The sequence below is a fragment of the Brevibacterium sp. UCMA 11752 genome (assembly GCF_021532235.1).
Classification (GTDB): Bacteria; Actinomycetota; Actinomycetes; order Actinomycetales; family Brevibacteriaceae; genus Brevibacterium; species Brevibacterium antiquum.
Genome location: NZ_JACBOS010000003.1, coordinates 1,701,457 through 1,723,896, shown reverse-complemented (window position 1 = coordinate 1,723,896; position 22,440 = coordinate 1,701,457). Strand labels below are relative to the sequence as shown.

24 protein-coding genes are annotated in these 22,440 nt (G+C 64.5%); 17 read left to right on the top strand and 7 right to left on the bottom strand.

All coding sequences use genetic code 11. The annotated features are described in order from the left end of the window. Positions 1 to 48 precede the first annotated feature (48 nt). Positions 49 to 1,323 (bottom strand): dicarboxylate/amino acid:cation symporter, encoded by a 1,275-nt coding sequence (locus HU144_RS07710; protein ID WP_235350849.1) that lies wholly within the window; start codon positions 1,321 to 1,323, stop codon positions 49 to 51. Between the two features lie 270 nt (positions 1,324 to 1,593). Here HU144_RS07710 and HU144_RS07705 point away from each other — a divergent pair, with 270 nt between their 5' ends. The 4 genes from HU144_RS07705 to HU144_RS07690 are packed head-to-tail and all read left to right on the top strand — an operon-like array spanning position 1,594 to position 5,914. Further along, positions 1,594 to 2,106, top strand: a complete 513-nt coding sequence (locus HU144_RS07705; protein WP_235350848.1) for a (2Fe-2S)-binding protein — start codon at positions 1,594 to 1,596, stop codon at positions 2,104 to 2,106. After that, positions 2,103 to 3,137 carry an FAD binding domain-containing protein gene (locus HU144_RS07700; RefSeq protein WP_235350847.1) on the top strand — a complete coding sequence of 345 codons (1,035 nt, stop codon included), beginning with the start codon at positions 2,103 to 2,105 and terminating at the stop codon, positions 3,135 to 3,137. The genes HU144_RS07705 and HU144_RS07700 overlap by 4 nt, the downstream gene beginning before the upstream one ends. Continuing rightward, positions 3,130 to 5,202 (top strand): xanthine dehydrogenase family protein molybdopterin-binding subunit, encoded by a 2,073-nt coding sequence (locus HU144_RS07695; protein WP_235350846.1) that lies wholly within the window; start codon positions 3,130 to 3,132, stop codon positions 5,200 to 5,202. The genes HU144_RS07700 and HU144_RS07695 overlap by 8 nt, the downstream gene beginning before the upstream one ends. A gap of 22 nt (positions 5,203 to 5,224) precedes the next feature. Then, positions 5,225 to 5,914, top strand: a complete 690-nt coding sequence (locus HU144_RS07690; RefSeq protein ID WP_235350845.1) for a nucleotidyltransferase family protein — start codon at positions 5,225 to 5,227, stop codon at positions 5,912 to 5,914. On the opposite strand, the gene HU144_RS07685 is transcribed toward HU144_RS07690, so the two are convergent. From HU144_RS07685 to HU144_RS07675, 3 genes are all read right to left on the bottom strand, one after another. Continuing rightward, a complete protein-coding gene (locus HU144_RS07685) occupies positions 5,880 to 7,031 on the bottom strand; it encodes an XdhC family protein (RefSeq protein WP_235350844.1) in 1,152 nt (383 codons plus the stop codon). The two genes, HU144_RS07690 and HU144_RS07685, sit on opposite strands and share 35 nt — an antisense overlap. Before the next feature lie 104 nt (positions 7,032 to 7,135). Beyond that, positions 7,136 to 8,074, bottom strand: a complete 939-nt coding sequence (locus HU144_RS07680) for a quinone oxidoreductase family protein (protein WP_235350843.1) — start codon at positions 8,072 to 8,074, stop codon at positions 7,136 to 7,138. Between the two features lie 130 nt (positions 8,075 to 8,204). Beyond that, the gene (locus HU144_RS07675; protein ID WP_235350842.1) at positions 8,205 to 9,497 is read right to left on the bottom strand and encodes a hypothetical protein; all 1,293 of its coding nucleotides are present in this window, start codon (positions 9,495 to 9,497) and stop codon (positions 8,205 to 8,207) included. 79 nt (positions 9,498 to 9,576) lie between these two features. Between HU144_RS07675 and HU144_RS07670 the strand changes: the two genes are divergently transcribed. Genes HU144_RS07670 through HU144_RS07640 form a run of 7 tightly spaced genes read left to right on the top strand, consistent with a single transcriptional unit; the run spans position 9,577 to position 15,194 of the window. After that, complete coding sequence (locus tag HU144_RS07670; protein ID WP_235350841.1) at positions 9,577 to 10,257, top strand: glycosyltransferase family 2 protein; 681 nt, start codon at positions 9,577 to 9,579, stop codon at positions 10,255 to 10,257. Then, the gene (locus tag HU144_RS07665; protein WP_235350840.1) at positions 10,254 to 10,931 is read left to right on the top strand and encodes a TIGR04282 family arsenosugar biosynthesis glycosyltransferase; all 678 of its coding nucleotides are present in this window, start codon (positions 10,254 to 10,256) and stop codon (positions 10,929 to 10,931) included. Before HU144_RS07670 ends, HU144_RS07665 begins: the two co-directional genes overlap by 4 nt. Next, positions 10,928 to 11,581 carry a class I SAM-dependent methyltransferase gene (locus HU144_RS07660; RefSeq protein ID WP_235350839.1) on the top strand — a complete coding sequence of 218 codons (654 nt, stop codon included), beginning with the start codon at positions 10,928 to 10,930 and terminating at the stop codon, positions 11,579 to 11,581. Before HU144_RS07665 ends, HU144_RS07660 begins: the two co-directional genes overlap by 4 nt. 3 nt (positions 11,582 to 11,584) lie before the next feature. Next, entirely contained in the window at positions 11,585 to 12,811 is a 1,227-nt protein-coding gene (locus tag HU144_RS07655) for a molybdopterin-dependent oxidoreductase (protein ID WP_235350838.1), read from the top strand. A 1-nt stretch (position 12,812) separates the two neighbouring features. Further along, the gene (locus HU144_RS07650; RefSeq protein ID WP_235350837.1) at positions 12,813 to 13,346 is read left to right on the top strand and encodes a hypothetical protein; all 534 of its coding nucleotides are present in this window, start codon (positions 12,813 to 12,815) and stop codon (positions 13,344 to 13,346) included. After that, positions 13,339 to 14,154, top strand: coding sequence for an S-methyl-5'-thioadenosine phosphorylase (locus HU144_RS07645; protein WP_235350836.1), 816 nt, complete (start codon positions 13,339 to 13,341; stop codon positions 14,152 to 14,154). Before HU144_RS07650 ends, HU144_RS07645 begins: the two co-directional genes overlap by 8 nt. Beyond that, positions 14,151 to 15,194: an NAD-dependent epimerase/dehydratase family protein gene (locus HU144_RS07640; protein WP_235350835.1), complete on the top strand. Its 1,044-nt coding sequence runs from the start codon at positions 14,151 to 14,153 to the stop codon at positions 15,192 to 15,194. Before HU144_RS07645 ends, HU144_RS07640 begins: the two co-directional genes overlap by 4 nt. A gap of 46 nt (positions 15,195 to 15,240) precedes the next feature. Here the strand turns inward: HU144_RS07640 and HU144_RS07635 are convergent, their stop codons facing one another. The 3 genes from HU144_RS07635 to HU144_RS07620 all read right to left on the bottom strand — a co-directional run bounded on the left by HU144_RS07635 (position 15,241) and on the right by HU144_RS07620 (position 17,673). Continuing rightward, positions 15,241 to 16,326 (bottom strand): aldo/keto reductase, encoded by a 1,086-nt coding sequence (locus HU144_RS07635; protein WP_235350834.1) that lies wholly within the window; start codon positions 16,324 to 16,326, stop codon positions 15,241 to 15,243. A gap of 413 nt (positions 16,327 to 16,739) precedes the next feature. Beyond that, the gene (locus tag HU144_RS07625; RefSeq protein ID WP_235350832.1) at positions 16,740 to 17,054 is read right to left on the bottom strand and encodes a general stress protein; all 315 of its coding nucleotides are present in this window, start codon (positions 17,052 to 17,054) and stop codon (positions 16,740 to 16,742) included. Positions 17,055 to 17,118: 64 nt separating this feature from the next. Then, complete coding sequence (locus HU144_RS07620) at positions 17,119 to 17,673, bottom strand: MarR family winged helix-turn-helix transcriptional regulator (RefSeq protein WP_235350831.1); 555 nt, start codon at positions 17,671 to 17,673, stop codon at positions 17,119 to 17,121. A gap of 73 nt (positions 17,674 to 17,746) precedes the next feature. On the opposite strand from HU144_RS07620, the gene HU144_RS07615 reads away from it, so the two are divergent. Genes HU144_RS07615 through HU144_RS07590 form a run of 6 tightly spaced genes read left to right on the top strand, consistent with a single transcriptional unit; the run spans position 17,747 to position 22,437 of the window. Then, complete coding sequence (locus HU144_RS07615) at positions 17,747 to 17,914, top strand: hypothetical protein (protein ID WP_235350830.1); 168 nt, start codon at positions 17,747 to 17,749, stop codon at positions 17,912 to 17,914. Then, entirely contained in the window at positions 17,907 to 18,971 is a 1,065-nt protein-coding gene (locus HU144_RS07610) for a polyprenyl synthetase family protein (RefSeq protein WP_235350829.1), read from the top strand. The genes HU144_RS07615 and HU144_RS07610 overlap by 8 nt, the downstream gene beginning before the upstream one ends. A gap of 11 nt (positions 18,972 to 18,982) precedes the next feature. Then, the gene (locus tag HU144_RS07605; protein WP_235350828.1) at positions 18,983 to 20,197 is read left to right on the top strand and encodes a cytochrome P450; all 1,215 of its coding nucleotides are present in this window, start codon (positions 18,983 to 18,985) and stop codon (positions 20,195 to 20,197) included. After that, the gene (locus HU144_RS07600) at positions 20,194 to 20,547 is read left to right on the top strand and encodes a lycopene cyclase domain-containing protein (protein ID WP_235350827.1); all 354 of its coding nucleotides are present in this window, start codon (positions 20,194 to 20,196) and stop codon (positions 20,545 to 20,547) included. The genes HU144_RS07605 and HU144_RS07600 overlap by 4 nt, the downstream gene beginning before the upstream one ends. Continuing rightward, a complete protein-coding gene (locus tag HU144_RS07595) occupies positions 20,537 to 20,860 on the top strand; it encodes a lycopene cyclase domain-containing protein (RefSeq protein ID WP_235350826.1) in 324 nt (107 codons plus the stop codon). The genes HU144_RS07600 and HU144_RS07595 overlap by 11 nt, the downstream gene beginning before the upstream one ends. Further along, positions 20,857 to 22,437, top strand: a complete 1,581-nt coding sequence (locus tag HU144_RS07590; RefSeq protein ID WP_235350825.1) for an FAD-dependent oxidoreductase — start codon at positions 20,857 to 20,859, stop codon at positions 22,435 to 22,437. Before HU144_RS07595 ends, HU144_RS07590 begins: the two co-directional genes overlap by 4 nt. Positions 22,438 to 22,440: the final 3 nt, after the last annotated feature.

The following is a 22,440-nucleotide window of genomic DNA, read 5'->3' as shown; positions in this document are numbered from 1 at the left end:
CTCGCTCCTTCTGCGAAGTCGATACCATCGCCCCCGTCGGCCACACTGCTACGAAGGGCTGCCCTCGCTTGTCGAGGTTGCGTGTCTCCTGCTGATCCGCCTTTCGCTCTTGTCGATGAGGTGGGCTCCGACGAGGTCGCCGGTGATGTTGATCATCGTCGCCCCCATCCCGAGTATCACGTCGACACCAGCGACCAACGCCACAGTTTCGAGTGGCAACCCAGCCTGCTGCAACAGGATCGTCAGGCCGATGAGTCCAGCGCCGGGGACTCCTGCAGTGCCGATGGAGACGAATGTGGCGGTGAGCACGATTGCGCCGAGTTCGAGGAGGGACATGTCATGTCCGGCGATATTGGCGGCCAGCACGACCGAGGCTCCCAGGCGGATGACTGCGCCGTCCATGTTGATGGTCGCTCCCAGCGGGATCACAAAGCCCGCGACCTCCTGGAGGATTCCCGCTTTCTTCGTCGCCTGCAGCGACACCGGGATCGTGCCGGAACTGCTCTGGGTGGTGAACGCCGTGGCCATCGGCTCACCGGCGATTCGGAAGAACCCGCCGATCGGAACCCGATTGATCAGCAGCAATGGAATGTAGATCAGCAGGATCTGCGCAGCCAGTCCCGCATAGACGGCCCCGGTCAGCTTGCCCAGGGCTGCCAGTGCATCGAATCCTTGACTGCCGATATCGCTGGCCACGAGAGCAAAGACACCGAACGGCGCATATTGGAGGATGCCGGCGAGGATGCGGAACGTCATCTCTTTGGCTGCCAGGACGAATTTGTGCAGCAGGGCTCCGAAGTCCGAGATCGTCGCGTCCGACGAGCGCCGCATACCCGCGAGCGTGAGGCCGATGATCATGGACACGAAGATCAGAGCAAGAATCTTGCCATCGGTCAGGGCCTGGAAGAGGTTCTCAGGAAATACTCCGACGAGCTGGTCGGTGAACGACGGCGGTTCGGGCGTCTCTGTGCCGTTCTCAGGACGGTTGAGCCCCGTTCCCGGGTTGATGAGAAGCCCCAGCGACAGGCTGATGATGACGGCGGCGACGGTCGTCAGCAGATAGAAGGCGAAGGTCTTGAAGGCAACCCTGACAAGGCTTCCGGACTGCGTGGTGTTGACCGCGTCGATCAACGTCAGCATGATGATGGGGATGACGACCAGCTGCAGGAGATTGAGCAGAATGTCACCGATTGGTGAGAGCACTTGAGCCTGTTGACCGAACACCAGTGCAACGATCAGCCCCAGCACGAAGCCGACTGTCATCTTCACAAGGAGTTTTGTATCCCGGTAACGGTGCCAGATGCGTACGAGGATCCGTGACATGTTCGACGGTGCTCCTTCGCAGATGAGTGCCAGCTGGAGATGGTGGCATCCCGGCCCGCAATGATACTGACCAATTGTCACTCTAACTCACGTCCGTCTCGAGATGACCGGCATTTCCCCGATCTGATGACTGCCCGGTTCTCTGACACGGGTGTTCCGAAAGCGCGGGTGTTCTGATACTCCGGCTTGTTCGCGACGACCCCCTTGTCCACCTCCCGCAGCGGGGGTAGGTTTGACAGACGTCGACAACGCTGTCTGGAGGCGGTTCTCGTGGACCATCCGCTGAACCTCACCGTCGACGGCCAGGAGCACACGCTGGCCGTGGACCCCCGAACCACTCTGCTCGATGCACTGCGCGACCGACTGGGGGTGATGTCTCCCAAGAAGGGCTGCGACCATGGTCAATGCGGCGCATGCACGGTTCTGGTCGACGGCCGCCGGCTGAACTCCTGCCTGGCGCTCGCGCTGACCCATGACGCTGCTGACGTCACGACCTCCGAGGGCCTGGCCACAGACGGTGAACTCTCCCCGCTGCACCGCGCATTCCTCGAACAGGACGCTTTCCAGTGCGGCTACTGCACTCCGGGCCAGGTCTGCTCGGCCGCCGGCATGCTGCAGGAAGCGGCCGACGACGCCCCGAGCGTGGTCACTGAGGATCTGGAGGCTCCGGTCGACCTCACTGATGAGGAGATCCGCGAGCGCATGAGCGGCAATCTGTGCCGGTGCGGAGCCTACGTGAACATCGTCGCGGCCGTCAGCCAAGCCGCCGAGGAGTCGCGATGAACCCCTTCGACTACACACGCGCCACCGACACCGCTGACGCCGTCGCCGTGCTCACCGAGCGACCGGACGCGGTGTTTCTGGCAGGCGGAACCAACCTCGTCGATCACCTCAAGCTCGGTGTCACGGAACCGGGACTGGTCGTCGACATCAACGGCCTGGACCTCACCGACATCGAGGGCCTCGATGACTCGGGACTGCGCATCGGTGCGATGGTGCGCAACAGCGATGCCGCCGCTGACCTGCGAGTCCGCCGCGACTATCCGATGCTCTCGCGAGCCCTGCTCTCAGGTGCCTCCGGTCAGCTGCGCAACGCAGCGAGCATGGGCGGCAACCTCCTCCAGCGCACCAGATGCGTGTACTTCCAGGACACCTCGACGCCATGCAACAAACGCGAACCCGGCTCCGGCTGCTCGGCCATCGGCGGCTACACCCGCTACCACGCGATCCTCGGCGCCTCACAGGACTGCGTTGCGACCCACCCGTCAGATATGGCGGTCGCGCTGGCCGCTCTCGACGCCACTGTCGTCGTCCTCGGTCCTCACGGTGAGCGCCGGATTCCGGTCGACGAACTCCATCGGCTGCCCGGCGAGCAACCCGAGCGGGACACGATCCTTGAGCACGGGGAGCTCATCACCGCCCTCGAACTCCCTCCCCCACGCGCTGGACGCTCGACGTACCGAAAGATCCGTGACCGTGCGTCCTACGCCTTCGCGCTGGTCTCGGTCGCCGCCACGGTCGACGTCGATGACTCGGGACCGAAGCCGGTGATCCGCGAGGCCGCGATCGCTCTGGGTGGCGTCGCCCACAAACCCTGGCGTGCACGCGCCGCCGAGGCAGTGCTGCGAGGCGCGGAGCCGAACGAGGAGACGTTTCTGCAGGCCGCCGATGCTGAACTCGCGGCCGCCGAGCCCTTGGAAGGCAACCGCTTCAAGGTCCAGATGGCGCGCGGTGCGATCACGACGGTGCTCACCGAGCTGACCGGCGGCCTGGAGTCGAAGCTGGACGACACCACGGAGGACGCTCATGAGTGATCTGCTGGCAACCTCAGCCATCGGCACCCGGCAGGTGCGTCTGGACGGACCCGACAAGGTCCGCGGCCGCGCCACCTACGCGTACGAGCATCCGGTCGACGACCCTCTCTACCTCTGCCCCCTCCTGGCGATGATCGCGCGGGGACGCGCAGCCACCATCGACACCTCGGCGGCCGAGGCAGCAGACGGGGTCGTGCATGTGCTCACCCACGAGAACGCACCGGCCCTGCAGAGCACGGATGACGCGGAGCTGGCGATCCTGCGCTCTCCGGAGATCGGATTCCGCGGACAGTACCTCGGTGCTGTCATCGCCACCACCCCGGAGCAGGCCCGCCACGCTGCGGACCTCATCACCGTCAGCTACGTGCAGGAGGACCATGATGTCGAGCTGCGGGAGGACCATCCTGCTTCCCGAACTCCGGAGTCCGGCGGCGGGGACGTCACCGTCGGCGATGTCGACTCGGCCCTCGCCGAGGCTGCCGTCAGCATCGATCAGCGCTACAGCACTCCCATGGAGCACAACAACCCCATGGAACCGCACACCACCATCGCCCGCTGGGACAGAGGCGAACTGACACTGTGGACGTCGACCCAGGGCGTGCACCCCACACGGTCGACACTGGCACCCATCCTCGGTCTCGAGCCTGACCAGCTTCGCATCGTCTCCCCGCATGTGGGAGGGGGCTTCGGCTCCAAGGGCGTGCCCCACGCCGATATGATGCTGGCCGCACTCGCGGCCAAAGCGGTGCCGGGACGTCCCGTGAAGTACGCCGTGACCCGGCAGCAGATGTTCTCGATCACCGGCTACAGGGCCCCGACCCTGCAGCATGTTCGTCTGGGCGCACGAGCCGACGGCACGATCACAGCGTTCGCCTTCGACGCGGTGTCCATGTCGTCGCAGACCAAGGAGTTCCCGGAGGAGGCGACGAAGCCGGCCCGCATGATGTACGCAGGCGACAATCGCCGCCTCACCCAGCGAGTGGTTCCTCTGGATGTGCCCGTGCCCTCGTGGATGCGAGCTCCCGGGGAGGCCCCGGGCATGGTCGGGATCGAGATCGCCATGGACGAACTTGCTGTGGCCAGCGGAATCGACCCGATCGAGCTGCGTGTGCGCAACGACCCCGAGAACGACCCGGACACCGGGTTGCCGTTCAATCAGCGCCGTCTCGTGGACTGCCTCCGCGAAGGGGCGGAGCGCTTCGGTTGGGACGAGCGAAGTTCTCAACCGCGCACTCGGCGGGATAACGGCTGGCTCATCGGAATGGGTGTCGCCTCCGCCACCTATCCGGCAGGCAGGCAGCCCGGCTCTGTCGCACGGATCCGCCGGACCTCTGATGGCTACGAGGTGGCCATCGCGGCCGCGGATCTGGGCACCGGCACCTGGACTGCCCTGACCCAGGTCGCAGCGGACTCCCTTGACGTTCCCATCGAGCAGGTGGAGCTGCAGATCGGCGACACCGACCTGCCGAACGCGACTGTCGCCGGCGGCTCCACCGGGTTGGCGAGCTGGAGTGCTGCGGTCCTCGCCGCGGCCGAGACGTTCCGACGCGAGCACGGAACCGATCCCGCATCCGGAGCCCAATCGCAGGGTGAGGCACAGGCGAACCCGGCAGCAGAGAAGTTCGCTCTGCACTCCTTCGGTGCTCATTTCGCCGAGGTCCGCATCCACGCCGCCACCGGCGAGATCCGTGTCAACCGCATGTTCGGAATGTTCTCCGCCGGACGGATCGTGAACCCGCGCACCGCTCGTTCACAGTTCATCGGCGGGATGACCATGGGCCTGGGAATGGCGCTTCATGAGAAGGGCGAACTCGATCCCCGGTTCGGCCACGTCGTCAACCACGACCTCGCCGAATACCACGTTCCCGTCAATGCCGACGTGACAGACATCGAAGCGGCTTGGCTCGACGAGCAGGACCCGCAGGCCGGCCCGCTCGGGGCGCGCGGGATCGGGGAGATCGGCATCGTGGGTGCGGCGGCAGCACTCGCAAATGCCGCCTACAACGCGACCGGGGTGCGGGTGCGCGATCTGCCGCTCTTCGGTGACGCGTTCCTGCCCCGATGACAGCGAAGCTCGACCTGCCACGATGACCGCGAGCCCCGACCGGGAGCCGCCGATCAACTCTGCAGCCTTGCAGGGCCCGTGCGGGCTCGTCCTCGCCGCCGGCGCAGGTCGTCGATTGGGCCTGGGACCGAAGGCACTGCTGTCCAGCAACGGCCGCACCCTCGTCGAGTCCCTCGTGGAATCGTTGCTCTCCGGAGGCTGCTGCAACGTCACGGTCGTCACCGGAGCCGGAGCCGAGCAGGTCGCGACACTTCTGAAAGGCCGGGATCATGTCCGAGTCGCTCACAATCCTGAGTGGGATGAGGGAATGGGTTCATCGCTGCGCCGCGGCCTGGACTCGATCGGCCCCGGACGCACTGTCCTGGTGACGCCCGTCGACCGACCTGGCATCTGCCCGGCGGAAGTCGAACGCGTCATCGCCGCTCATCGTCCTGGCGCCATCACCGCGGCCGCCCATCGTGATCGGAGCGGGCGGCTGCACCGTGGACACCCTGTTGTCTTCGATGCGATCTGGACCGCCGAGGTGGCCGCTGCCGCCCATGATGACATCGGTGCTCGCGAGCTGCTCATCGCCCACCGTGACATCGTTGCGCTGGTCGACTGCAGCGACCTCGACGACGGCGACGACATCGATGTGCCCGCGGATCTGCATCTTCTCGACCGACCGGATCGCACGGTCAGTGAGGGTGCAGTGCCCCCGACCGGCAGCTGAGGGGCACGGCCTGCGTCCTGCCGCCGCGCACAGCGAGGATCTCCGCGAGAATCGAGACGGCCACCTCGGCGGGCGTCATCGCGTTCACATCGAGACCGATCGGAGAGTGCAGCCGCTCCAACGCTCTGCTGTCGACTCCGGCCTCCTGCAGGGCTTTGCGTCGGTCGCGGTCGCTGCGGCGTGAGCCCATCGCCCCGACATAGGCGACGTCGAGGTCGAGCGCACGGACCAGTGTGGGGATGTCGACCTTCGGGTCGTGGCTGAGGACGCAGATCATGCTGCGCTCATCGACCGCTCCCAAGTCGGCAGCTTCGGTGAGGAAACGGTGCGGCCAGGCTCGGACCACCTCGGCGCCGGGAAACGACGTCGGGCCGGTGAAGGCGGGGCGGGGATCGCACAGCGTGATGCGGTGGCCCAGTGGCAGGGCAGCTTCCACCAGGGCCCGCCCGAAGGCGTTCGCTCCGATGATGACCAGGTGGGCCGGTGGTATCCGGGTCTCGATGAAGAGATCGATCGGGTTGCGGTCGCCTTCGGGCGCAGCGATGCGGACTGTGCCCGTGCTCCCGCTGCGGATCATCGACTCAGCATGACTGACCGCGGAGTCGAGCACCGAGGGCGGGACGACCGTGCCCAGACCCGCGGCAAGAGAGCCCGCAGCCGGTCCGGAACTCTTCTCGAGTGCGTCTTCGCTGACGGCAAGGGCGCTGGAGGACTCATCGTGGTCGACAGCGGGAAGTCTCATCACCATCGCGATCGGATCCTGCTGATCGGCTTCCTGTCGCAGATCCGAGCGACCGGCTCTGAAGGGCTGGACGAGCACGTCGATGCTGCCACCGCACATCAGACCGACGGCGAAGGCATCGTCATCGCTGTAGCCGAATCTCTGAACTGTGCCCGCTCCGGTGGCGAGCGCCTCTTGGCAAGCTTCGAGGACGGCGCCTTCGACGCATCCTCCTGTGAGGGAACCGTGGACCTCGCCTGCAGCGTCGACCAGCATCGAGGTCCCCACCGGCCGCGGCACCGAACCATCGGTCCCGACGATGGTCGCGACCGCAACGTCCTGCGGTTCCTCCGCATCGTAGAGCCGCTGCTGTGCGGCGGTGAGGACGTCCAACATGTTAGGAGCCTATACCCTGTGTTCCATCGCATCTTGTGGCACGAGGAGCGCGACCTCGGCACCGATGACGGGTGCCTGAGCCTCGTCCCGGAGTCCGCTCGTGATCAGAATTCCAGGACGAGTCGCCCGCGGACGCCGCCTGCCTCCAAGCGACGATGCGCTGCCGGAGCCTGGTCTTTGGAGAATGTCTCCGTCACCTGCAGAGTGAGCGTTCCGTCCTCAGCGAGTTGGCGGAGCTCATCGAGTCTGCCGTGCTCTCGTGCATAGTCGACGACCCAGATGGGCGTGAACGTGACACCGCGCTCACCTGCTTCGTCGTATCCGCGCACCGTGATGACTGTGCCCCCATCGCGGACGGCCGGGGCGATCTTCTCGTGCATCAGCGCTCCGTCGATCACGCCAGCCACACCGTCGGGGTACCGCTCTCGTATGAGCTGCGGGAAGTCGTCGCCTCGGCGGAGCACGAGATCGGCTCCAAGCCCGGTGACACGTTCTTCGTCGGAGTCTTTGGCATCGGCAATGACTGTGAGCCCGTCCTTCTTCGCCAGTTGCACGGCGTACCCGCCCATCGTGCCGGCTGCACCGGTCACCGCGAGCACGCTGCCCTTCTCAAGCCCGAGGGTATCCAACGCCAGACGGGCGGTGAGCCCATTCATCGGCAACGTGGCCGCCTCCTGATCGTCGAACCCGTGCGGGGCGCGGGCGACTGACTCGATGGGCACGGCGATATGTTCCGAATAGGCACCGTGCGCTCCCGTAGGCGCGACCACTGCCATCACATGGTCGCCGACTGCGAGATCGGTCTCAACGCCGTCTCCGAGCTCCTCGAGGACTCCGGCGGCGTCCATTCCGGGCACCCGCACCTGGGGCTCCTCTTCGGTTCGCCGAACGCGTGTGCCGCTGCGAAGCATGGTGTCGGTGGGATTCACAGACGCCGCATGAACGCGAATCAGAACCTCTCCCGCGCCCGGGGGCGGAGTCGGGAGGTCGATGACCTCCAGCGCCTCAGGCCCACCTGGCTGATGAAATCCGACGACTTGCATGTCGACCTCCTGACGACGAGGAAATGAGTCTGGTTCGAGGCTACGCGAGTCGCCACTTCGCGGCTAGCCTCGTCACGTACACCGCGACCGTCCGTTCATCCGAAGGATGTCCACTCCGACTGCGCAACCTTCACCACTGCGTCGTCAAGAGGCACTCGATGGCGACCGCGGATGCCATCTGTGTGGCAAGCAGGGGCCGTTGCCAACGCAGCGGCAACAGCGATGGCAACACCAATGTCCAGATTGTGAATGGCAACCAGATCCGTTCGACCTCGGCTTTGCTCATGCCCGACAGCGTCGCCACCAGGATCGAGACGAAGCCGGCGCACCCCAGGACAGCGACCACGCGCCGCCCCTTGTCGGCCCCCCGCCACGCTTCGGCGATGCCGCGGGGAAAGGCCGCCCATACCGCCAGTCCGCTGGTGAACGTCCAGGCGCCCAGGTTCGCCCACACCCAATAGCCGAATTGCCGTTTGTGTTGGATCCCGTCGTAATAGCGGGTGACCAGTACGGGGAACCCCTCCCACCACCGGAATCCGGCCAGGGTGAATGCCGCAACGACGAGCAGCGCACCGCCGAGTGCCCAGGGCAGTGCCGTCCATCTGCCGCCGAGATAGATCACAGCGATGGCGAGGATCCCCAGCAGCAGCAGTCCGTAGGAAAGATAGACGCTCAGGCCGAGTAACAGCCCTGCGGGGAGACCAAAGCCGATCAGTCGTGAGCTGCGGTCTGTTGTCGCGGCCAGCGCCAGAAGCGCCAGTCCCCAGGCGGCCACTGCCGTAAACAGCGCATCAGCGGACACGCCCATCCAGATCGCCGCGGGCGCGGCTATCAGCCAGGGCGCTGCGCGGCGGGCGAACTTCTGCGAGGCCAAGGTCTTGACGGTCAGCAGAACTGCGACGACTCCGGTGCAACCAAGAGTCATGACGATGACACCAGCTGTGTACGGGTCCTCGATGCCGATCCGGTCGAGCAGGATGAAGAACAGCGTCGCGCCCGGTGGATGCCCGGCAATGTGAATGGGCCAGTGGTCGGGCGCACGCAGAGGCACTTTTTCGATGAATCCGGACAAGAACGCGGGGATCGAGGACACTTCTTTGGCATCGACGAAGTATTCGCTGGGGCGTGCAAACACCTTGCTGACGCTTTCCTTGCCGCCGACATGGGCCAACGCGGCCGTCCACAGCCAGGATCCGGCGAAGACCGCAACCAGATAGGGGCCCCAGTTCAGTGCGGAGCTGATGCGTCGCCAGCACAGAAACCCGGTCAGTGCCACGAGCACCGGCAGCACCAAGGTGGGTGCCGGATCAGGTGTCCATCTCGCCTTCAAGGGGGGCCAGTGGATGAAAACATCCGTTCCCGTCGCGCGCGGCCAGACGATGGCGGCGGCGACCAACCCCACACCGATGAGTGTACTGACCATCGCTGCAGTCCAGGCCCGGCGGGAAAGTAAGGATGCTTGCGTGGGCACAATCACATTTTAACACTGGTACTGTCACCTTATGAATGATCCTCTCGCACGTGAGCCGCTTGCCTGCACTGTGGTGATTCCGTGCCGCGACGAAGCGCTGGCGTTGCCCGGAGTCTTCAGCACCATCCCCGATGGCATGAACGTGATCGTCGTGGACAACGGGTCGGTCGATGGCACCGCCGAGGTCGCCCGCAGCCTGGGCGCCGAAGTCGTGTACGAGGATGTCGCCGGTTACGGCGCTGCGGTTCACGCCGGAATCCTCGCGGCCACGGCGCCCTTGGTGGCAGTGCTCGATGGCGATGGTTCGATGGATCCTGCCGACCTGCCCGAGCTGGCTTCGGTCGTGAGCAGAGGGGCGGCCACGATGGCGATCGGACGCCGAAGACCAGAGGGAAACGGCGTCTGGCCCTGGCATGCACGAGCCGGAACAGCTGTCCTGGCCTGGTGGATCCGACGCAGCAGCGGCTTTGGTGTGCATGATCTGGCTCCGATGCGGGTCTGCCGCCGGGACGACCTTCTTGCGTTGGATATCACCGACCGACGGTTCGGCTATCCGCTTGAGCTCATGATCAAGGCCTCGCGGGCGGGCTGGACTGTGCACGAGAGGGACATCGTCTACCGCAGGCGCGCGCGAGGCACGAAGTCCAAGGTTTCGGGAACACTGCTGGGGACGTGGCGGACCATCACCGATTTCGCCAGGGTGCTGACATGAGCGAACCACCGACGATGCTGGTGGTCGCCAAGGCGCCGGTTGCCGGCCAAGCCAAAACCAGATTGGCGACAGCTGTCGGGGATCACGCGGCAGCACGGATCGCCGCGGCCTCGCTGCTGGACACGCTGGACGTCGTGGGCGGTCTGGGGTGGCCCGTGGTCATCGCGATGACCGGTGACCTCGCCGAGGCGGCAAAGTCAGATGAACTCGCCTCGGCATGCGGCAGGCACCGCGTCATCGCCCAGCGCGGAGGCTCCTTCTCGGCCCGGCTCGTTGCCGCTCACCACGACGCCGATGCCGGCAACGGGGTCGTTCAAATCGGTATGGACACACCTCAAGTCACCACAGAGAGCCTGCAGACGGCGGCAGCGGCATTGGAATGCCATGACGCAGCGCTGGGCCTGGCTGAGGACGGAGGTTGGTGGATACTGGCAGCACGAAGCCCCCGTTGGACGTCCTGCCTGGACACGGTGGCGATGTCGAGGCCTGATACCGGCGTTCAGACCAAGGCGGCGCTCGTCCGCAGCGGCGCCAGGGTCGCCTCCGTACCCGTCATGGCCGATGTCGACTACTGGGAGGACTCACACGCGGTCGCTTCCCTCATTCCGCACAGCCGTTTCGCCGCTGAGGTCGCTCGGGCAGGCGACCGTGAACAGATTGGGTCCCAACCATGACCGAAACCATTGACTTCGCACCCCTGGACGCTTTGAACGCGGCCATGGCGGGCCACGCCTGCGACGTAATCAGGGCCGATGGCACAGCGACCCGATTGGACGTCGAGCAATGGACGAGTGCGCCCGACGCGACGGACCATGCACTGTTCTTGGACCACTGCACGGGTCCGACCCTCGATGTCGGCTGCGGTCCAGGGCGTCTGACGGGGGCCCTGACTGCGCGCGGCAAGAAGGCCCTGGGCATCGACATCTCCCTCGTCGCAGTGAAATTGGCCCAGGAACGCGGGGCGGTCGCAGTTCACATGAATGTCTTCGATGACGTGCCCGACGAAGGCTGCTGGCAGGACGCTCTGCTGGCAGACGGAAACGTCGGGATCGGCGGCGATCCGGTCCGACTGCTGCGGCGGATTCGTCAGCTGGTGCATCCGGATGGGTCAGTCCTGGTCGAGGTCGATGCCCCCGGGACGGGCCTGGTGCATGAAAGTGTTCGATTGCGCGTCCAGGGACAGCTGACCGGAGCGTTCAACTGGTCGCAGGTCGATGCTGAGGCCATTGCCGGGGTTGCTGCTGCAGCAGGCTTCCACGGTTGCCGACTGCACCAGCATGAGGGCCGATACATGGCCGCGCTGACGCGTGACGGGCACGCCTAGCCGATGCGCTGGCGCAGTCCGATCCGTGGGCCGTGGCTGACCTCGGTGTTCGGTGCGGTGCTGCTGGCCGCGCTGCCGGTGGTTACCTTGACCGGTCTGCTCTCCTACCTCGCATACGCACCACAGCTGGGCCAGGCTATACCGGGGGACGTGGGCTGGCTGAAGCTGCCGACTTTCCAGTGGCCCACCAGTCCTGCCTGGCTCTATCAACTCAACCAGGGGATCCACGTCGTCCTCGGCATGGTCATCATTCCCGTGGTGCTTGCCAAACTGTGGTCGGTGACGCCGAAGCTGTTCACATTGCCGCCGGTACGCTCTCCGGCGCACGCCCTCGAACGGCTGTCCCTGCTGCTCCTCGTCGGCAGCGTCCTGTTCGAGTTGGCCACAGGCGTGTTGAACATTCAGTACGATTACATCTTCGGGTTCAGCTTCTACGCAGCGCACTATTTCGGGGCGTGGGTGTTCATCGCGGCATTCATAGCGCACGTGTGCCTCAAGCTGCCGAGAATGATCGAGTCCCTGCGTTCCCGGTCCCTGCGCACTGAGCTGCGCACTCCCCTGGCCGAAACTCACCCGGAGCCGCCCGATGCCGATGGGTTGGTGTCATCTGACCCGGCTCCGCCGACTATGAGCCGCCGCGGTGCCCTGGCCCTTGTCGGTGGAGGTTCCGCACTTGTGCTCCTTCTCAGCGTCGGCCAGACGATTGGCGGAGTGCTCCGGCCGTTGTCCGCGCTGCTGCCTCGGGGACGCGTGCTGGGTGACGGGCCCAATGACTTTCAGGTCAACCGGACGGCCGCGGCCGCGCGCATCAGTCGCGACGACACGGGCGAGGTCTGGCGACTGACTCTGCGCGGCGGCGACGGCGACGTCTCATTGAGCCGGCCGCAGCTGCTGGCGATGCCCCAACATACCGCTGACCTGCCGATCGCGTGTGTGGAGGGATGGTCGACAACGCAGACGTGGACCGGCGTCCGATTGGCCTACTTGGCACGTCTGGCCGGAGTCGGCGAACCAGCCTCGGCACAGGTGGAATCACTTCAGAGATCCGGCGCATTCAACGATGCCGCGTTGCAGCACAACCAGGTACTCGACCCGGACTCGCTGCTCGCCCTGCGAGTCAACGGGGCAGACCTGTCGATCGATCACGGCTTTCCCGCGCGGATCATCGTTCCAGCCCTGCCCGGTGTGCACAACACCAAATGGGTGCGCTCGATCGAGTTCAGGACCTGATATGCCAGCACACCCCGGATGGTTCGAACAGATCTATGGAGCCCGACCTCGGCACCTGCTGGTGCTGACCGGGTGCTTCCTTCTGGCCGGATACGCGGTGCTGGAGCTGGGCCCGGATCAGCTGTTCGACTCGGACGTATGGTGGCAATCCCCTGCGGTCTGGTTCCTGGGCGGGGCCATCGCCGTCGACCTCGTGCTGTTTCCGCTCTGCTCCGCGGCGGACCGTGTGCTCAATGCCGTCCTCCGAGCTGAGCGGACACCCCGGAGACGTGGCCTGCGGGTGCCAATCGTCAACTACATCCGGGTGCCCGTGCTGGCCAGCGGCTTGCTGCTCCTGCTTTTCTTCCCCGGCATCATCGAGCAGGGCAAGGGCAGCCACCTGGCTGCCACGGGCCACACCCAGGATCCGTTCCTCGGACGCTGGCTGTGGCTCACGGTCCTGTTCTGCTGCCTCAGTGTCCTGGCATACTCAATCCGTTACGGCGCAGGCCGTCTGAGAACAATGCGATCAATCGAAAGAGAGCGTGATGACTGAATCACCCGACATCGCCATCATCGGCGGCTCCGGCTTCTACACCTTCCTCGATGACCCACAGGAGATTGAGGTCGAAACGCCCTTCGGCCCGCCGTCGGCGCCCATCGCGACCGGCAGGTTCGAACACGGGGACACGAGCCGCACCGTGGCGTTTCTGCCCCGGCACGGACGAGGCCACGAATTCCCTGCGCACCGCGTGAACTACCGCGCCAATATGTGGGCGCTGCGCAGCCTCGGAGTACGGCAGGTGCTGGCGCCGTGCGCAGTCGGCGGGCTCAATACGGACCTAGGGCCCGGCTCACTGGTGGTTCCGGACCAGTTGGTCGACCGGACGTACGGCCGGGAGCAGACGTACTTCGACAGGGGCGCCTGCCACGTCTCATTCGCGGATCCGTACTGCCCCAGGCTGCGCACGGCCCTGCTGGACGGGCTTGCAGATGACCACGAACCGCCGGTCGACGGCGGAACCATGGTGGTGATCGAAGGTCCGAGGTTCTCCACCCGCGCTGAGTCCCAGTGGTACGCAGCACAGGGCTGGGACGTCGTGAACATGACCGGCCAACCCGAAGCGATCCTGGCGCGTGAACTCGAGCTGTGCTACGCGACTGCTGCGCTGGTGACCGACCTCGACGCGGGCATCGACTCGACGCACGCCGTCGACCAGGCGGACGTCTTCCGAGTCTTCGCCGAGCACAACGAAAAGCTGAAATCGAGTCTGCGAAGAGTGATCGCTTCCCTATCGGCCGAGCGTTCATGCAGCTGCTCCCAGTCGCTGACAGGTATGACACTGCCATTGGAGCTGCCATGAAGGTGCTGCTGACCGGCGCGGCCGGTTTCATCGGACGACACATCGCCGAGGCGGTGACGGCGGCCGGTCACGAAGTCACCGGCGTCGACATGCTGCTGCAACAGGCCCATGGGACAACCGCAGTGCTGCCCGCAGGTGTGGTGCACGGCGACATCCGTGATCCGATTCTGCTGGATGAGCTGCTGGCCGATGTCGACGTCGTGTGCCATCAGGCCGCCACGGTGGGCAACGGCGTCGACGCCCAGGACCTGCCCGGCTACGCCACCCACAACGACCTCGGCACCGCTGCCCTGCTGGCGGCGATGGCCCGCTCCGGAACGAAGCGATTGGTACTGGCTTCTTCCATGGTCGTCTACGGTGAGGGAAGATACACCTGCCCCGACCACGGCGATGTGCCCCCGGCCCCCCGGCAGGACAGAGACCTGCAGCAGGGCCTGTTCGACCCTCGCTGCCCGCACTGCGGGGGAAAGATCGAGCCACACCTGATCAGCGAGGACGCGGCCTTCGCTCCACGCACTGCCTACGCCGCGTCGAAAATCGCGCAGGAGCACTACGCCGCCGCCTGGTGCACATTGGAATCGGGCCACGCCATCGCACTGCGCTACCACAATGCCTATGGGCCCGGCATGCCGGCGGATACACCCTACTCAGGGGTCGCAGCCATCTTCCGCTCGGCACTCGAGCGCGGTCAACCGCCCCAGGTATTCGAGGACGGCAACCAAATACGCGACTTCGTCCACGTTGCCGACCTCGCCCGCGCGAACGTCGCCGCCATCGAAGCGGTCGGGGCACATAGTCCTGGGGTAAGGGCTTACAACATCTGCTCGGGACAGACCTACACCATCGGCGACATGGCCCGACGATTGGCAACGGTGATGGGCGGACCGGAGCCGGTGGTCAACGGCGAATATCGGGCCTTCGACGTCAGACACGTAGCGGCCTCGCCTCGGGCTGCTCTCGAAGACTTGGGATTCAAGGCGCGTATCGGACCTGACGAGGGCATCGCCGAACTCGCGACGGCACCCTTGCGCCACCGATAGGGCGCTTTCCCTCGGGTTGACCGACTCGTCCCCCAGCCGTACGTGTTCAGAACTCTGTCTTGGTCCCGGGACCGAAGACGTGTTCGTGCTGTTCGGCACAGTACTCGGACTCCGCCGCCTCCGGCCGGTCCTGAGCCGTCATCATCCTGTGCCACAGCGGGTAATAAGCGGGAAGCTGCGAAGCAGTGGTGAGACGATCGCGTGCTTCCTGGGGCAAGGTCAGCTCAGCGGCATCGAGGTCCTCCTTGAGGTGTTCGAAGCTGCGCGCCGCGATGACCGTCCCATTGATTCCAGGGCGGCCCAGAATCCAGGAAATCACCACTTGAGGAATCGACCACCCCACGTCATCGGCGATCTCATCGAGAAGCTCGATGAGATCGTAGGCGCGGGCCCAATCCGTGACATGCGGCTCCGGCCAACCCGTTCCCTGCCGAGTGTCCGAGGGAGTCTGCTTGCCGCGTCGCACCTTCCCATTGAGCAGCCCTTCGCCCAGCGGACTCCACCCGAAGGTCCCGACGCCAAGGTCGCGAGCGGCCGGAATGATCTCGTACTCGATCTCCCTGGCTTCGGGGGTGTAATACACCTGCTGAGCGATGGGCCCCTCGAGACCGGCCAGCTTCGCCTCATACACCGTCTTCGCCAACTGCCAGCCGTTGAAGTTGGAGACTCCCCAGTACCGGATCTTTCCGACTCTGATGAGTTCGTTGACAGTGGCGATCGTCTCGGTGATCGGTGTCTGTCCGTCCCACTGGTGGATGTAGAGCAGGTCCAGGTGGTCGGTCCGCAGACGACTCAAGCTGTCATCGACAGCCCGGATCAGGTGGTGCCGACTCGCCCCTGAGTCGTTGGGCCCGTCGCCTGTGGGCATCCGCGCTTTTGACGTGAGGACGACGTCGTCGCGTCTGCTGCCCATGATCTCGCCGAGGACTCGTTCCGCGTCGCCAGCCGAGTACAGGTTGGCGGTGTCGATGAAATTCACTCCGCGTTCCAGTGCCTCGCTGAATTGACGATCCGCGTCGTGACCCCGAACGCCTGCAATCTTCTCGAACCCTCCCCCTGAGCCGAAGGGTATCGTCCCCAGCGCCACCCTGGACACGTACAGACCCGAATTGCCCAGTCGTGTATATTCCATCGTCGGTCTCCTTGATCTTCCTTGAGATCTCAGCTCTTCGAGGAGATCTCAGCTCTTCGAGTCCGTCGCAGACGAATGACCCATCTCACGAGCACAGTGAGAACAGCAGAACGTGGTCTGCCCGGATTCGACGCCGTGGCCCATGATGCGACAGCCACAGTGCGCGCAGCTGGGGGCCATCTTCGCTATTGCGCACTCGAAGCTGTCGAAGACACCGGTCTCCGCGCCTCGGGTGATTGTGAATGCTTTGTGGTAGTCATTTCCGCAGGTATCGCAGACTGCCATGATCGCTCCTCTTGTCGCGGTGGATCAGTGTGGAGTGGTCATGCTAGTGACTCATGTCAACCGACGGAAGGGGGTGGCCTGATCGCAGCTTGTCCGCGATAATGCCGTATCGGGCAACTCGACCGCGATCAGTTTGGCTGACCGATCACCAACAGGAGCTTTCCGCTCTCGAGCTTCGTCTCGAGGTCATCGCACTCTTCTGGATCGAAGCCGAATCCGCGAAAGACGGTTCTGAGCTCAGATTCCTCTTCGTTCCAGCGATCGGCAACGAAGTCCGCGATATCGGCAGGCTGGGAGGTGGCATCGCCGACGATGCAGTCGATGCGTTCGTCATCGTGGGCGAACACATGGAGACTTTCCTTCGGCACACCCTTCGATGCTTGCTTCTTCAGCTCGTTCAGCAACCCGATATCGTCCTGAAATGCCTTCACCGTTGGCTTCATTCCAGTTCAGCTCCTCATTCGAACCAGTGACTACCGGCAGTATCTCACCAAGCGTCCACCGAAGTCACTGCGCTGTGAGATCTCCCTGCGGCTCATCGGCTTCGGCCAGTGCCGTGAGAAACCGGATGACGACCTCACGCTCGTCACTGCTCATGGCGGCGGCGGCATCGAAGCGGCGCGCGTGTTGGCGGCCGATCGTCTCACGTGCCGCCTGTGCGGTCTCAGGCGTCACACTGATGCAGATCGACCGCTGGTCTTTGGGATGCGGCGCACGGATCAGGTGGCCTGCAGCGACGAGGCGGTTAATGAGCTTCGTCGTCGATGCGCTGGAGATCCCCACCTCAACGGCAATGTCCCTGGGAGTGATGATCTGCCCTTGCTTCTGCGCCAGCATGAGCATTCGGATGGCGCGCATGTCACTCTCATTGAGGCGCATATACCGCCTGGACGCCTCCGCCAGCGCCCGATCGGCTTCCCGCCAGAGGCGCAGCGACTCCATAACGGACATGCACTGCGTGATTTCGGACTGCGTCAGCTGCGAACGATCGGAGAACTCGAAATCGTTCGAAAAGTACTTCAATTCTGAATCCGGGTGGATTCTTCGCTCTGTGCTCGACACGATGACAGCATACCGTTGCTACACTAGATTAGATCTCTCGCCTGGCTAACGAAAGTGGGTTCGAACAGTGGAAATGGTTGTTCTCGTCGACCGACACGGCCGTCTCCTCTTCACACGGCGTGCACTGACGAAGAGAACGAACTCTGCCCCGTGGGCGTTCAGCCCGTGGTCGGTCGAGCACGTCCCTGAACTTGCACCGCAGATCGCAGAGCACATCGCCGAGGCGGGACACAATGACTGATTCGATCACCCCACTCGATGACATCGCGTTCTCGTTCCAGGACAGGCTCTCCCAGGTGCTGACGGAGGGACGGCACCGTTCTCGCACATTCTCTGCACAGTACGGACTGCTCTGGGACTCACTCACACACATGGCCACAGGCGGCAAGCTGATCCGACCACGCCTGCTCCTGGACGCACATCGCGGCCTGGGCGGACATGACCAGGCAGCCGCCGTCGACGCGGCCTGCGCCATGCAGCTGCTGCACATCGCACTCGTCATCCACGATGACGTCATCGACAATGACACCATTCGTCGTGGTGAGGCGAATATCTCCGGAGAGTTCGCCTCTGACGCACTGTGCCGCGGCGCCGGCCGGCGTGAGGCTCAAGTCTGGGGAGACGCCACAGCGCTGCTGGCCGGTGACCTGATGCTCACCCTCGCCCATTCTCTGCTGGCGCGGCTCGATGTCGACGACGCCAAACGTCGGGCCATCCTCGACATCTTCGATGACACGGTGTTCCAGAGTGCCGCGGGAGAGCACTCAGATGTGTGGTTGAGCCTGCATCTGGAAGAGGCGCGTTCCCAGGAGGTCCTCGAGATGGCAGGGCAGAAGACCGCCGTGTACTCGTTTCGGGCTCCCCTGCTCATCGCGGCTGTTCTGGCCGGAGCAAGCAGCACCCAGACTGCCGAACTGGCCGCTATCGCTGCACAGATCGGAGTCATCTACCAGCTGCGCGACGATGTACTCGGACTGTTCGGCGATGAACGGGAGACCGGGAAATCCAATGTCAGTGATCTCCGTGAAGGCAAGGAGACTCTCTTGATCACGTTCGCTCGCTCCGATCCGTCCTGGCCCGAGGTCCGCCCCTTCTTCGGGGATAGGACGCTGAGCGATGCCGATGGTGATCGGCTGCGGACCATCATCGAGGAATCAGGAGCTCTCGTGTTCGTCGAATCCATCATCACTCAGCGCTGCGAGGACCTGTATCGACTCATCTCCGATGCAGCCCTGCCGTCGGCGTTGAGCCGCCAGCTGATCCAGCTGACCTCCGACTGCAGCTCGCGCATCGCATGAACTCGGGGGGCATGCGAAAAGCAGCGGGAGTACACGATGAGACCGAACCACGCGTCGAGCACGATGGAACCATGTGGAGGATCCGCTCCTACGAGGCAGCCACAACCGTGCTGCGTGCGCGTCATCGGACCACTCAGGCAGGATTCACCGCAGAGAAGATCCCGCGCGGGTACTTTCGGAAACACCCCATACTGATCTCTGACGGTGACGATCACGATTCTCAGCGCAAAGAGGTCGCTCGCTACTTCGCCCCCGCAGTGGTGTCTGCGAAGTACGGAGAATTCATCAACGAGCGCGCTCAAGCCCTCGTCGACCGCGCCGTCGCGAACGGCGGGCTTCGCCTCGATGAGGCAGCTCTGAACTATTCCGTCGAAGTCACCGCCGAGATCGTGGGACTGACCGAGTCCTCCACCGATGCGATGGCCAAGCGTCTCGTCGGGTTCTTCCGACAGCCGCCTGTCGACCTCGCCGCTCCTGCGATGGGCCGAACCCGTCGGCAATGGGCCCAGGCGGCCGTCAACGGCCTCTTGCCCATCGGACGGTTCTACGTTCACGATGTGCAACCGGCGATCCGCTCCCGGCGCAGCCGACGCCGCGACGATGTGCTCTCGCATCTGCTCTCCGCCGGCTACAGCACCGCCGACATCCTCGTCGAGTGCATGACCTACGGCACCGCCGGCATGGTGACGACTCGCGAATTCATCACCATGGCGTGTTGGCACCTGCTGACGGACGAAGAGCTGGGCCGTCGCTACACCGAGTCCTCACAGCCCACCCGTCTGAAGATCCTCGAGGAGATCATCCGCCTCGACCCTGTCGTCGGCCACCTCTACCGTCGAGCGCAAGCCGATATCGAGGTCTCGGACAACGGATGCCCCCACACCATCTCCGCAGGCGACCTGATCGACGTGTGTGTGAGACAGACCAACACCGACCCACACGCGATGGGAACCGCCCCGGAGGCGATCGTCCCCGGGCGCTATCTCGGACGGGGGAAGGCCGCGACGGGGCTGAGCTTCAGCGACGGAGCCCACGCGTGCCCCGGCCAGCCCCTGGCTCTCTACGAAACCGATGCCCTTGTCCACAAGCTCCTGGCCACCGGCCCACGCATCCTTCGGAAGCCCGAAGTCAGCTGGGACAACCTCATCGAGGGGTACCGTCTGCGCGGCATGGACCTGAGCCTGATGGAAAGGTCGCGTCCAGCAGCCACGAGAGAGCCGATATGAGCTCATTCGAATATCTGGCGCTGATGGGTGCCTGCCTGCTGATCACACTTCCTCTGGAGCTGGTGTTCTCCGCCAAGGTGTATCGACGCTGGAAGATCCTGATCGGATCTCTTGTTCCGATCGTCCTCATCTTCTCGCTCTGGGACATTGTCGCCATTTCCCGCGATCACTGGACCTACAACCCGAAATACGTCACCGGCATCCACCTCGGCAACCTGCCGTTGGAAGAGATCGTCTTCTTCATCGTCATCCCCATCTGCGCCCTGCTCAGCTACGAGGCAGTGGGCACCGTGCTCAACTTCTTCACGAAGAAGGCCAAGAGCAGGAAGGGAGGCAACGATGATGCCTGAATACACGCTGATGACGATCCTCGGGATGCTGGTCGTCATCGGGCTCGAGGCCTTCGTCTTTCGCAGCGGGATCTTCCGACGCGCGAAGTACTGGATCGCGCTCGCCATCTGCCTGGGATTCCAATGCCTGGTCGACGGCTGGCTGACCAAACTGACCGATCCCATCGTCATCTACAACCCGTCTCAGTTCCTGAATCTGCGCTTCCCCTGGGACATCCCGATCGAAGACTTCGGATTCGGATTCGCCATGATCACCTCTGTGCTCATGGTGTGGCAATGGCAGCTCAACCGTTTGCAGAAGGGCACCGAATGACACCTGGACCACGACCCAGAGATCGACGTGCGCAGTACATCCCCGCACCGCAGGGACGTCTTCGCCCTCTCAGACCCAAACGGGTCACGGTCATCGGCGGGGGCATCGCGGGATTGGCCGCGGCCACGATCCTCGCCGAACACGGCGTCAAGGTCACTGTGATTGAGGCCGAGGACCACCTCGGCGGGCGTGTGGGCGCATGGCCGGTCGGGGACGATCGGACCATGAGCCGAGGATTCCACGCATTCTTTCGGCAGTACTACAACCTTCGCGATCTGCTCAGTCGGGCAGATCCCGAGCTTCACCGCCTGCGGCCCGTCGACGACTACCCCCTCCGCCATCGCCGAGGCTCCACGGACACCTTCGCCTCGATCCCCCGGACTCCACCATTCAATCTCCTCGGGTTCGTCTGGCAGAGTCCGACGTTCCCCCTCCGCCGGTTCCTCGACGTCGACATCCCGGCTGCGGTTGAACTCATCGACGTCGAGTTCCCCGCCACCTATCGACGTTACGATGGTGAGTCCGCCGCCGACTTCCTCGACCGGCTGCGCTTCCCCGACGAAGCCCGACATCTGGCTCTTGAGGTCTTCGCACGCTCCTTCTTCGCCGATCCGCAAGATTTCTCCGCCGGTGAGCTCATCGCCATGTTCCACACCTACTTCGCCGGATCGGCAGAGGGCCTGCTCTTCGACGTCCCCGTCGATGACTACGACACCGCGCTCTGGGCCCCTCTGGCCGACTATCTCACCGAAATCGGTGTGCAGATCCACACCGGGGAGATGGTGACCTCGCTTGAAGCCACCTCGTCGGGTTGGATGGTGGCGACCGAGCGACAGGAGGTCCACGGCGATGCAGTTGTCCTCGCGGCCGATCCCGCGCGAGCTCGTGAGCTGCTGACAGCCAGCCGCGACTCGCCCGTCCGCACCGCTGCAGCCGCGCAGGGATGGCTGGAGAACATCGACTCGCTGACCAACGCACCCGCCTTCGCGGTGCTGCGTCTCTGGCTCGGTGCACCCGTGGCTGACCATCGGCCAGAGTTTTTGGGCACCAGCGGATATGACGTCCTCGACAATGTCTCTGTGCTCGAACGCTTCGAGGAAGGGGCCAAGCAGTGGGCGCAATCACACAACGGTTCGGTACTGGAACTTCACGCCTACGCGCTCGACATCGACGCTGATCCGTCTGAGCGGGACAGGGCAAGCATCGTGACCCGTCTGCTCTCGGACTTGCATCAGGTCTACCCCGAAACCGCCCATCTGCCCATCGTGGACCAGGAGCTGCTCATCGAAGCAGACTGCGCGTTGACGGACACCCGCCCCTGGGATGAGCGGCCCGAAGCTGCCACCCCGATTCCGGGTCTGGTCATCGCCGGTGACTATGTGCGCTGCAACTTGCCTGTGGCACTCATGGAACGGGCCGCGACCACCGGTTATATGGCGGCCAATCACCTTCTCGCCTCGTGGAGGGTCGAAGGAACCCCGCTGTGGTCACCACCGACTCGCGGACTGCTGAGACGCGGCGTGCTCGGGGGCCTGGTGCGCCTGGGGCGCGGGGTGCTGGGCAGGCTGGGTGGATGAGAC